The sequence below is a fragment of the Parapedobacter sp. GCM10030251 genome, from assembly GCF_042666505.1.
GTDB lineage: Bacteria > Bacteroidota > Bacteroidia > Sphingobacteriales > Sphingobacteriaceae > Parapedobacter.
The window spans coordinates 280,910-293,301 of the sequence record NZ_JBHTDN010000001.1; the positions used below are offsets into that span (position 1 = coordinate 280,910).

Consider the following 12,392-nt stretch of genomic DNA (forward strand, 5'->3'; position numbering starts at 1 on the left):
GGTGAAAGCATATGACCGAATGTCTAAAAAAAACTTGGCTTTTGTGCTATTTTTTCTGATAAAAATCCGTTTTTTGCTCAAGATGAGCAATGCCAATAATTGAAATACATGCCACTATCAGTAATCAGAAAAGAGAGAATATTTGAGCCGGATTCCAGCCGGGTCATTACGCGGTTTTTATACGCAGGAGAAGAGCGGGCCAAGCGGTTAGTTATGGCGGTAATGGATCTTCCTGACAGCAGGCAACGCGAGCTGCTCGATCAGGTATTACGTAAATACTCAAAACGTCATCGGAGCATCCAGAAAATATTTGCCAACCATTTCAAACGCCTGCATTCCATCATGGAACTGATGGAAATTGAACATATCAAACTACCCGAACATACGAAGCTGCTTATCGGGGCATATTTTACCATGGAATATTCCATCGAGGCGGCCGCTTTTTTTAATCCATCCATTATTGAGCACCCCGATCAGACCTCGCTCACGCCGGGTCAGAAGCGGATCATCATCAGCTTCCGGGCAACCGGTGAAGGACATATCTCCTCTATTGTTTTCAGACAGGGGGTGCTTGAACGCAACATGGATATCGACGTTGAGCCGCCCGGTAAGATGCTTGAAGTGCCGGAACATGTAAAAAACCACACCTACCACAAAAAAGCCTTTCTACGTAAATTGAGAGAAATGTGGAGCGATAGTGGCTACCGTAACGACGAAGCATACGAGATCATCAGCGATCAATTGCATGACACATTTACGTATGAAGAATTGAAACAGGCATTGAAGGAAGTGCAGGTGAAGCTGGAGCCCCGGCAGGAAAATCTTGCATTTCTTCAGGAAGTACGGTGGCTGGCATCGTCCCATTATGAAATGACCTTTTCTGCGGATACCTCGGTTTGCGAACGGGTAATTTTCCCGATTGCCGACACGGAAAAAAACGGCATAGAAGATGCGCGGTTTGTCCGGTTTATCGGGGATAAGGGAGACGTCACGTATTACGCCACCTACACGGCTTACGACGGGATATCCATCCTGCCGAAATTGTTGATGACCAAGGATTTCCGGCACTTTCAGGTGATGCCGCTGCATGGCTATATTGCGCAAAACAAGGGCATGGCACTGTTCCCCCGCAAAATCAATGGCAAATACGCCATGCTATGCCGGATAGATGGGGTAAACAACTACATCGCGTATTCCGATTCAGTCAATGTATGGCGTGAGGCCAAATTAATCCAGACCCCGAGTCAGCCCTGGGAACTGGTACAGATGGGGAACTGCGGCTCCCCGCTGGAAACCGAGGCAGGATGGCTGGTGCTCACCCACGGCGTTGGCCCAATGAGGGAGTATGTGCTGGGGGCGTCGCTGTTGGATTTGGAAAATCCCGACCGCGAGATCGGTCGGCTGAAACACCCGCTGCTGGTACCTAACCGAAAGGAGCGGGAAGGCTATGTTCCGAATGTCGTATATTCCTGCGGTGCTTACATTCATCACGGGCAACTGTTCATTCCGTACGCTATGTCAGATTATGCATCTACCTATGCAGCGGTTGACCTTAATGAGTTGCTGGATGAGCTGCTCAAGAGTGGGCCATCCTCAACGAGCTAACACCTGCTCGTACACACGGATATAGTCGTCTACCATCCGATCCTGCGAAAATCGATCTCTGGCATACTGGGCACAGTGTGCCCGGGAAATCGATGGAAGTTTATCAAGCAACGGAATGACATCATTCACACGGGAAGTGAGAAACCCCGTTTCTCCGTGCGTGATCAACTCCGGCATGGCACCCCGATTGAATGCAATAACCGGGGTGCCGCAGAGCAGGGATTCCGCGACGCTTAATCCGAAAGGTTCCTCGAAAGAAATGAGGTGCAGCAACGCCGCTGCATTGCCCAATAACCTATTACGCTCCTCGGGGCCGACGTTGCCGACGTATTGAATTTGAATGCCGTCAATATACGGAGATACCGCTGTCTCAAAATAGCGCTGATCCTGCACAAGCCCGGCTAAGATAAGCCGTCTGCCAGAACGTTTGGCTACTTCGATAGCTCGATGCGCTCCTTTTTCAGGGTGTATGCGCCCGAAGTATAGCAGGTAGTCGCTCGGGTACTTGACCATGTTGAATTGCGAAATATCAATGCCGTTGTACACCGTAGCGATGTAAGTTAGTTCTGGCGACCGATCTGCGTGGCTGATGGATACATAGGCGCACGTGTCGTCGTATTTTTTATAAACAGGAATGATCTTCGGCGACGAAAACCCGTGAATCGTAGTAACCATGGGCGTGGAGATCAGCCGCGAAAATGAAAGCGGAAGAAAGTCAAAGTGATTATGAATGAGATCAAATTCATCTGCGCTTTCCATCACTTGACTGATGTGCAAGGATTCTTCCACTTTCGGATCCAAGTCGGGGTCTTCGGCGTATCCCCGAGGCGTGCTGTAACGGAGACGCGCCTCCGTTAGGGAATCGGCCGTAGCAAATAACGTGACATCGAATCCACGCTTCACCAATCCCTCGGTGAGCGTGGACGCTATCTGTTCCCAGGGACCGTATTTACGAGGAGGCGTCCGCCAGGCTATGGGAGCTAATATCGCTATTCTCATCGTTTTCTTTGTCGAGTGGTATTAAGCGGTTTGCGGGTTTTTCAAACGTCTGCTGCACAGCAAGGTACGAAATCAAGTAGGCAAGCGTGCTTTCCGCACCCTGGTTGCGATTTACACCGTCCTTTCCCAGTCCATCGCAACATCCGCCGGTTTCAAAGTCATACAGGCTCATCCGCAGGTCATTTTCGCCCAAAAACCACATAAATGCGGTATAAACGGATCGCAGGTAATGGGGCGCTCCGGTATCGTTATAGGCTTGAAGAAATAACAATACCGTAGCCATGGCATCGATAGGTTGCTGATCGAACTTAGCGATCGTCCCGTTCTGTTTGAACCAGCCTTCGTTTCCCACTAAGCTCAGGTGACCGCGTTGCATGGTGTGTTTTTCAAGAAAAGCCAGGCTTTCAAATCCCACACGGCGGAATGAATCGTTATTCAACAGGTCGCCCGCCCGCAGCATCGCTAGCGGCAACAACGCGTTGTCATAAGCCAGTAACGATTCGTACCAGTGCCAATCGTCACGTCGGTACACGTCGTATTCCTGATGCAGTCGCAATGCGAGTCGATGTGTCAATTCCATCATGCCATCATCCGTGGGATGACTTTTGAGATAGTGATATAGCCCCAGGATGGTATTGGCAATGCTTCGGATGGATTGCAGTCGCTCAAATTGGGGAACCGCCTTGAAAAAAATCTGGCGGGCCACTTGAAAGTAGGCGTCTTTCGGCGCATGCGCCATGGCATAGCCGATCGCCCAGATCGCCCTGCCAAATGCGTCCTCCGTCCCCACGTCATCCAGAAACTTACGGTCGAAGCCCATGAAATTCCGGAAGGTGCCGTCGTCGTTCTGCGCGTAGTGGATATAGGCCAGATACGTCGGGATGTAACGCAATGCGGTTTCGTCCTTCGCTCTGCGGTACGCCATCAGCGCCATTAATAGAGCCCGTGCATTGTCGTCCAGGCAGTACCCCTCGTGGTAATTGGGAATGCCATAGGTAGCATGTTGAAAAATCCCCGTACTGTCGGTGAGCCGCGCTACGTGGTCCAATCGCAACGGAGGTAAAATGCTGCGGTCAAACGCGGGATCTTTTTTCGGCGGTTTGACGGGATTTTGTAGCCTGTTTTCTTCAAAAAGTGAATGGTAAATTCCGCCGATTTTGGGCCAGGTAATGGTACTGCCGAACTCGGCCGCTTTTAATCGCATCTGTTGAAGTTTCTCCGGTCGGTTGAATAGATCGATTAACGTCTCGGACAGCCCCCGATGATCGGCAAAATCGACCAACGCACCCCGGCCATCCGCAAGCAATTCCGTTGCGTGCCAATAGGGGGTTGAGACAACAGCGGAACCTACGCCGAGCGCATAGGAAAGCGTTCCACTGGTGATTTGCACTTCGTTCAGGTAGGGGGTGATGTAAATGTCGGATGCGATGAGGTATTTGAACAAGTTCTCCTGCGATGCATATTCGTTTATGAAGACCACATGGGGCTCAAGTTCCAGTTTCTGAACCAAGCGATGCAGGAAAAGTCGGTATTCTTCGCCCGAGTGTTTAATGACATTTGGATGGGTTTTACCAAGAACAACATAAACGACATCCGGATGCTGCGCCACGATACCCGGCAGGGCGGAAATGACGGTTTCAATTCCCTTGTTACGGCCAATGAATCCAAACGTCAATAGTAATTTCTTGTCGGCAAAGCCCAGTTCCTTCCTAACCCAGGCTCGGTCGTAACGGATGTCGGGAACCCCATGGTGTATGACGGAAATCTTATCTGGCGGAATGGAATATACGTCCCGTAAAAGTTCTACGGCTTTATGGGCCATCACCACGATCCGCTGCGAGAGTTTGTTGATTTCGCTGATGATATACAGCTCATTGTACGACGGCTTTTTAAGTACGGTGTGAAGCGTAGTAATCACCGGGACTTCCAGGCTATGCAGCAATGAAAGAACGTACACGCCATTTTGCCCGCCAAACAGGCCATACTCGTGTTGGACTATGCAGACATCAACGTTGTTCCGGTTAATAAATTCCGCGGCCTTCAGATAGGTGTCGTGGTCATCTTGACGAATGACAAACTGCACTTCCGGCGGATATCGGTATTCACATCCCGGATCGTTGATCGCCACAACGAAGCTTTCCGAATAATCGACGTGCTGTAGGAGTAATGAATCGAATAGATTTTTTGAGAATGAACCGATTCCGCATTGCCGCGGTCGGTAGGTGCTGATTAACGCAATCTTCATCATTTTCTGGTTATGGTAAACTTAACTCGTTACTAAAAAACCTATGAACACCAAATTAGTTTCGACAACTACCAAAACTGACAAAAATTCAGTCGATTAAATGTTTTTCTTGAAATAAACGAACGATTTACCATTGGCGAAGACCATGCCAAACCAAAAAGCCGCCCAAAGGGCGGCTGCTGAAAGTGCCGAATGGTGGCTATGCCTATTTTTTCTCTTTTGCGTATTCCGCGTTCAATGCGGCAAGCACCTCCTTGGTAATCTCCAGACTTTCGTCTGCATAGAGCACCGCGGGATTGGAGGCCGAGTAAGTCAATACGAGTTTGTACCCGTTTTCTTTTGCGTGTTTCTTTAAATAGTCCGTAATTTTGGAATAGAGCTTTTCATTTTCCGAAGCCTCCTCCTGAGCGAAGGATGTGCTGGCATTCTGGTTATGGCGCGCCAGTTCGTCCTGCTTGCGGGCAAGCCGCTCTTCGGTGCTTTGACGGTCGGCGGCACTCATGGTCGGCGCCTTTTGTTGGTAGTCGGCTACCTCACGCTGGAATGCATTACTGCGCGACTGAAGGTCAGCTTGTGCTTTTTTCGCTTTCTCTTCCAGTTTTACCCGTACATCTTTAAAATACTCATATTTTTCAAGAAGGGTGTCTGCGTTTACATAGACGATTTTCTCAACGTTCGCTTGCGTGGAATCGCCCGCTGCTGATGTTGTGGACGGCTTCGTCCCTTGGTTGTTGCAAGATACCACGGCCGCTGCCAGCAACACACATATTCCAGCCTTTGCAAGAAAGGCAAATGCATTGTTCATGTTTTTTGTGATCATTTTTTTCATACAAAGCGCAAACCTACTATAAAAATCCCATATTCCTGCACTAATTTTTTGAAAGATTGATGGGATGCCGATTGCCGGAGATTCGATCGCGATCTGCTGATTTCCCGATACATCGGCTCCTTCTGGCCCTTCGCCACGACGCGGTTAATATCGGTCAATCCGTACGATATCCGCGCTGAATAGCGTACTAAATCTATTTCATTTCTCCAGCATTTTTTGTATCTTTGGGCACCGAATTTAACAACAGTAATGAGCGAAGAAAACAAGAATAAATCAACTTATTCCGCAGATAATATACAGGTATTGGAAGGATTGGAGGCCGTTCGCAAACGGCCTTCCATGTATATCGGTGATACCGGTGTCAAGGGCTTGCATCACTTGGTATACGAAGTGGTGGATAACTCAATCGACGAAGCGGTTGCAGGGTATTGCGACGACATTCAGGTTGTTATTCACAAAGATAACTCTATTACCGTGGAAGATAACGGGCGGGGTATCCCAACCGGCATCAATAAGAAAGAAAATAAGTCGGCCCTGGAACTCGTAATGACTGTGCTCCATGCAGGCGGTAAGTTTGACAAAGACACCTATAAAGTTTCCGGCGGTTTGCACGGTGTTGGGGTGTCCTGCGTCAACGCGCTGTCTACGGTACTGATAGCGGAAGTACACCGCGAGGGAAAGGTATTCATGCAGGAGTATCACAAGGGAAAGCCACAATACGACGTAAAGGCCATCGGTGAAAGCAGTCGGACCGGAACGAAAGTAACCTTTCACCCCGACCCTGAAATATTCACGACGACCACGGTCTATAACTACGATACGCTGGCCAGTCGTCTGCGCGAATTGGCATTTCTTAATAAGGGTATACGACTTACCCTGACGGACGAACGGGAGGAGCAAGCAGACGGCTCCCTAATGAACGACGTGTTCTTTTCAGAAGGTGGATTAAGGGAGTTCGTAAAATACCTCGACGGGACCCGGCAACCGCTCATTCCGGAGCCGATTCACGTGGAAGGTATCAAACAGGGCATTCCTGTTGAGTTAGCGTTGCAATACAACGATACGTACTCCGAAAATGTGCATTCCTATGTAAATAACATCAATACGATAGAGGGCGGTACGCACGTAGCCGGCTTCCGCAGGGGATTAACCCGTACGTTGAAAGCGTATGCCGACAAGTCGGGACTGCTAAAGAATATGAAGGTGGAGATTACGGGCGACGACTTCCGCGAGGGCCTCACTGCGGTAATTTCAGTGAAGGTGGCTGAGCCGCAATTTGAAGGGCAGACCAAGACGAAATTGGGGAACAACGAGGTCATGGGAGCGGTGGATATGGCGGTTGGTGAGATTCTTGCCAATTACCTCGAAGAAAATCCGAAGGAAGCCAAGGCCATCGTACAGAAAGTGATCATTGCTGCACAAGCACGGGCCGCAGCAAGGAAGGCCCGCGATATGGTCCAACGGAAAAACGTAATGGGAGGAAGTGGCCTCCCCGGAAAATTGGCCGACTGCTCCAATAACGACCCGACCAAGTGCGAAATATACCTTGTGGAAGGGGATTCCGCTGGCGGAACGGCTAAACAGGGCCGTGACCGTGAGTTTCAGGCTATTTTGCCGCTTCGTGGTAAAATCCTTAACGTGGAAAAAGCCATGGAGCATAAAATCTACGAAAACGAGGAAATCAAGAATATGTTTACGGCATTGGGCGTGAGTATCGGTACCGAAGATGATGCCAAAGCGTTGAACCTCGATAAACTTCGCTACCACCGGGTAATCATCATGACGGATGCTGACGTCGACGGTTCGCATATCACGACGTTGATCCTTACGTTCTACTTCCGTTATATGAAAGAGCTCATCGAGAACGGATATGTATACATCGCAACCCCGCCTTTATATCTCGTCAAGAAAGGAAAGGAGCAGCAGTATGCCTGGAACGATGACCAACGTGATGCAGCGATACAGCGCCTCAAAGGGAGCGGCAAAGAAGACAGCGTGCACGTACAGCGATACAAAGGTCTCGGTGAAATGAACGCGGAGCAGCTTTGGGACACCACGATGAATCCTGAGACACGCACGCTTCGGCAGGTAACCATAGAGAATGCAGCCGAATGTGACCGGATCTTTTCGATGCTGATGGGCGACGAAGTAGCGCCACGGCGTGAATTTATCGAACGTAACGCCAAATACGCAAAGATCGACACGTAATCATTGTTGGTTATCAGCTTTCACCGTTCGACCGCTGAAAGCTGATAACCGACCATCTAAGCCGATGGACTTACCCCACAGCGGGTAACTGCCGGTTAAAAAGATACTTCTTTTTGTATTCCAGGGGCGTCATGTCGGTGACTTTTTTGAAGTGGCGGTAGAAATTGGAAACATTGTTGAATCCACATTCAAAGCAAATAACTTCCGTCGGCAGTATGTCCTCCACCAAGAGCCTGCACGCGTGGCTGATGCGTATTTCGATGAGGAAATCGTAATACGTTTTTTTGGTCATCAATTTGAAATAGCGACAGAACGAGGTGACACTCAGGTTCGCTATGGAAGCGATCTCTTCCAGGCTAATTTCTTTCTTGTAGTTGCTCAGGGTGTACGTGCAAACTTTGTTAATACGTACCGCATCCATTTCATTGGATTTATAAAACGCATGAGCAGAGGCCATCGAAGTATATTCTTCCGATTCTGCAACCGTTTTGAGAATGGACAAAAGGATAATCAGTCGCTCCATATCCGTAGCCGCGGTAGCTTTATGCATGAGTTCGATGAGCTTAACCCGGCTTCTTCCGCTAAATTTCATCCCTTTCCGGGCTTTCTCAAACAGCTTGGGGACCAAATATGTTTCCGGTAAATTCAGGAAATCCCGACCGAGGCAGTCGGGTAGAAAATGGATTACGATTGCCTCAACTTTGCGCTCCGAATGACGTTGGTAATACTCTTCGTTGCATTGCCACATGTGGGGGAGGTTACTGCCAAGCAGTAATACTTCGCCCTCGGAAAAGTTGCCGATATTATCACCGATAAAACGTACACCTTTACCCCGTATAACGTGGTGAAGTTCCAATTCCGGATGATAATGCCAAAGTGATCCAAAGTTTGGCTGCACGTCGTGCCGTACGCTGAAGGACGATTGGATTTGAGTCGGTACCTTATGAAAAAGCGGTTTCATAGTTCATAATCGTTATTTTTCCTTTTCTTGGTGATGGAAAAGGAAGGGTTTATAATTTGTTTGACTCCGTACTTGAAATATCTTATTCCATCGTGAGTACTAAATTATGTAATAGAAATCCGATCTCCAAGGAAATGATAAGATTGTACAATAAGAAGGCAATAAATTCCAATAATCGGCTGCCGTTTCGCCACACCTTTGTACCATGCCGGTTCACATATCCGGCTATGAATTTGTAAACCCACAGACCCATGGATACGATCGACAACAAAAAGGAAATCTGGCTGGTGGCAAGTGGCGACCTGCGGTTAGCAGCCAATCGATTATGTTGGCAGGCCCAAGAGACAATGGAAGCCCAGTTGGCTACGGCCATCGCGCGCCAGGGATGGCACATAAGACGGGCACATCACTACGATTCGGTGAAGCAACATGGATTTATCGATTCCCAGCGGATGGGCATTGAAGTATTTAAGCGCATTCCCCCCAATGCACCGCTGATTGTCGCCGAAGCCGTCTGGCAGTATACGCACCATGTGCTGGCCGGACTTACGACACATCAAGGTCCCATCCTTACGTTAGCCAATTGGAGTGGCCAGTGGCCCGGTCTGGTGGGTATGCTCAATCTCAATGGCTCGCTTACCAAGGCCAACGTGGCCTATAGTACCTTATGGAGTGTGGACTTTACCGACGATTTTTTTAGCAATGGCCTCAAGGAATGGTTGGAAAAAGGCGTGGTTAGGCACGACCTTCGGCATGTGACCCCCTTTGATCTGGTGAAAATTCCCGCCGCTGATGAAGATACCGGTCGTTCATTTGCCCGCCGGCTCCGTACCGAGAAGGCGATTATGGGTGTTTTTGATGAAGGCTGTATGGGCATGTATAATGCGATCGTGCCCGATGAGCTGCTGCATTCGACCGGCATCTTTAAAGAAAGGCTCAGCCAATCGGCGCTTTACGCGCGGATGCGTACCGTTAGCGATACAGAAGCGGAGACCGTGCTGCAGTGGCTGCTAGATAAAGGGATGACGTTTAAATGGGGAGAGGACGAAGAAACGGACCTTACCCGCAGGCAAACCCTGGAGCAGTGTAAAATGTATATCGCCGCCGTACGCATGGCGGCAGATTTCGGCTGCAATACCATCGGTATTCAATATCAACAGGGCCTTAAAGACCTCACGGTGGCCAGCGACCTGGTCGAGGGGCTGTTGAACAACCAAGAGCGGCCGCCCGTGTTTTCGGAATCAGGTGAAGAGCTTTTTGCCGGGGAGGCGATTCCCCATTTTAACGAAGTAGACGAATGTGCGGGCATTGATGCGCTGGTAACGTACCGGCTTTGGAAGGAACTGGGCATGAGCGGCGAAAACACGCTGCACGATATCCGATGGGGTGAGCACTATTCCGGAAATGGAATTGACGATTTTGTCTGGGTATTTCTGATATCCGGCGCGGTGCCCGCGTCCCATTTTGAAGGGGGGTATGCAGCAGCGAGCAGCTGGCGGCAATCACCTATGTATTTCCGGCTGGGAGGGGGCACATTACGTGGCGTGAGCAAGCCGGGGCCGATCGTTTGGAGCCGTATTTATGTGAAAGACGGGCGGTTACAGGCCGATCTGGGCGTAGGTAAGGCCATCAGCCTGCCCGAACAGGAAACCCAGCGGCGATGGCAGGCAACCTCTCCGGAATGGCCCATTATGCATGCAGTGCTCCATGGCGTTGACCGCGATCAATTGATGGCCCGTCATGCGGCCAACCACATACACGTCGTTTACGTAACGGACGAACAAGCGCACCGGGCCTGCCGTGTCAAGGCGGCGGCATTGGATGAGTTAGGTATTGAGGTACATTTCTGTGGCGACGTAGCTATTTCAGGGCAATGAACAAAGCAGGTGAAAACTGGGTAATTGGACTGGATTTCGGTACAGATTCTGTGCGGGCATTGCTGGTGGATGCAGCAACGGGAGAAGAACAAAAGAGCGCCGTAAGGGTTTATCCGCGTTGGAACGAGGGTCGGTATTGTGACAGCCGGCAATCCCGGTTCCGGCAGCATCCGTTAGACTACATAGAGACCATGGAAGCGGTTATCCGGGAAGTGCTGTCCGGTATTCCAGAAGAAACTGTAAGCCGCATCCGGGGTTTGTCCGTGGATACGACCGGTTCAACACCCGTTGCGGTGGACCGGCAGGGGATACCACTGGCGCTGCATCCCGAATTTGCCGAAAATCCCAACGCGATGTTTGTGTTATGGAAAGACCACACGGCCATTGCCGAAGCCGAGGAAATCAACCGACTCGCGAGCCGATGGGAAACCGATTATACGATGTATTCGGGGGGAAGCTACTCGTCCGAATGGTTCTGGGCCAAAATGCTGCATATTTTACGAGTCGATCGCCAGGTGGCGCAGCACGCCTACTCCTGGATGGAACATTGCGATTGGATTCCAAATTTGCTTTGCGGCCATAACGATGTGTTAACTGTGAAACGTAGCCGATGTGCCGCAGGTCATAAGGCGCTATGGCATGAAGCGTTCGATGGCCTCCCCTCAGAAGCATTTCTTACCACATTGGATCCTCGCCTGAAGGACATGCGCATGCGCCTATACCGGCAGACGTATACGTCGGATGCCGTTGTCGGCACCCTGTCGTCTGAATGGGCCATGCGTACGGGTCTGCCTCGAAATCTTGTCATTGGGGTGGGGGCGATTGATGCGCACATGGGCGCGGTGGGCGCCGCTATCCGTCCGTATTCATTGGTGAAGGTCGTCGGAACATCCACCTGCGATATGCTGGTGGCGCCGGTAAACCGGCATCTCGATCACCTGGTCAAAGGCATCTGCGGCCAGGTAGATGGCTCCATTATCCCCGGAATGCTCGGGTTTGAAGCTGGTCAGTCGGCATTTGGTGACCTCTACCAGTGGTTTGCCCGATTGGTGGCTTATCCCGTCGCCGCCTTGCTTAACGATCATATTAAGCAGGAAGAACCGCATGTGCTTGTCGACCGCATTTTGGCGGCATTAAATCGGGACGCTGAGGCACTTCCCGTATCGCATGATGATGAAATCGCGTTGGATTGGGTTAACGGACGGCGCACACCTGATGTCAACCCTTTGTTGAATGGGTGGCTTACCGGAATTACGTTGGGTACGGATGCACCGCGCTTATTCAAGGCACTGGTGGAGGCTACGGCATTTGGGTCGAAGGCCATAGTCGATCGTTTCGAGGCGGAAGGCATACCTGTACGTGAAATTATTGCCACAGGGGGCATTGCCAAAAAATCGCCGTACATAATGCAGGTGTTGGCCGACGTGTTGGACAGACCTATTAAAACCGTAAAAACCGAACAATCGTGCGCGCTGGGAGCGGCTATGTATGCGGCGGTAGCGGCTGGCGTGTATTCGTCCATTGAAGCAGCACAACAAGCGATGTCATCCGGGTTTGAACGGGAATTTTACCCACGTACCGACCGTGCCGATGTATACCGCGTGTTGTTCCAACGCTACCAGGCACTGGGAAATCTGCAGGAAAAGTCAACATCCTATAATTGAGCGC

General features: G+C 50.3%; 8 protein-coding genes. 4 read left to right on the forward strand and 4 right to left on the reverse strand.

Annotation, left to right across the window (positions count from 1 at the left end; all coding sequences use genetic code 11):
- The first annotated feature begins 108 nt into the window (after nucleotides 1-108).
- Nucleotides 109-1,605 (forward strand): glycoside hydrolase family 130 protein, encoded by a 1,497-nt coding sequence (locus ACFQRK_RS01395; protein ID WP_379002869.1) that lies wholly within the window; start codon nucleotides 109-111, stop codon nucleotides 1,603-1,605.
- Here ACFQRK_RS01395 and ACFQRK_RS01400 read toward each other — a convergent pair.
- From ACFQRK_RS01400 to ACFQRK_RS01410, 3 genes are all read right to left on the reverse strand, one after another.
- Nucleotides 1,594-2,604 carry a glycosyltransferase family 4 protein gene (locus ACFQRK_RS01400; RefSeq protein WP_379002871.1) on the reverse strand — a complete coding sequence of 337 codons (1,011 nt, stop codon included), beginning with the start codon at nucleotides 2,602-2,604 and terminating at the stop codon, nucleotides 1,594-1,596. The genes ACFQRK_RS01395 and ACFQRK_RS01400 overlap by 12 nt on opposite strands.
- On the reverse strand, nucleotides 2,555-4,852 hold the full coding sequence (locus ACFQRK_RS01405; RefSeq protein WP_379002872.1) for a glycosyltransferase family 4 protein: 2,298 nt from the start codon (nucleotides 4,850-4,852) through the stop codon (nucleotides 2,555-2,557). Before ACFQRK_RS01405 ends, ACFQRK_RS01400 begins: the two co-directional genes overlap by 50 nt.
- A 202-nt stretch (nucleotides 4,853-5,054) precedes the next feature.
- Nucleotides 5,055-5,669 (reverse strand): OmpH family outer membrane protein, encoded by a 615-nt coding sequence (locus ACFQRK_RS01410; RefSeq protein ID WP_379002874.1) that lies wholly within the window; start codon nucleotides 5,667-5,669, stop codon nucleotides 5,055-5,057.
- Between the two features lie 258 nt (nucleotides 5,670-5,927).
- On the opposite strand from ACFQRK_RS01410, the gene gyrB reads away from it, so the two are divergent.
- Nucleotides 5,928-7,886 carry a DNA topoisomerase (ATP-hydrolyzing) subunit B gene (gyrB, locus tag ACFQRK_RS01415; protein WP_379002877.1) on the forward strand — a complete coding sequence of 653 codons (1,959 nt, stop codon included), beginning with the start codon at nucleotides 5,928-5,930 and terminating at the stop codon, nucleotides 7,884-7,886.
- 70 nt (nucleotides 7,887-7,956) lie between these two features.
- Here gyrB and ACFQRK_RS01420 read toward each other — a convergent pair whose 3' ends face one another.
- Nucleotides 7,957-8,847: a helix-turn-helix domain-containing protein gene (locus ACFQRK_RS01420; RefSeq protein ID WP_379002880.1), complete on the reverse strand. Its 891-nt coding sequence runs from the start codon at nucleotides 8,845-8,847 to the stop codon at nucleotides 7,957-7,959.
- A gap of 251 nt (nucleotides 8,848-9,098) precedes the next feature.
- On the opposite strand from ACFQRK_RS01420, the gene ACFQRK_RS01425 reads away from it, so the two are divergent.
- Nucleotides 9,099-10,724 (forward strand): fucose isomerase, encoded by a 1,626-nt coding sequence (locus tag ACFQRK_RS01425; protein WP_379002882.1) that lies wholly within the window; start codon nucleotides 9,099-9,101, stop codon nucleotides 10,722-10,724.
- Nucleotides 10,721-12,388, forward strand: a complete 1,668-nt coding sequence (locus tag ACFQRK_RS01430; protein WP_379002884.1) for a ribulokinase — start codon at nucleotides 10,721-10,723, stop codon at nucleotides 12,386-12,388. The genes ACFQRK_RS01425 and ACFQRK_RS01430 overlap by 4 nt, the downstream gene beginning before the upstream one ends.
- Nucleotides 12,389-12,392 lie beyond the last annotated feature (4 nt).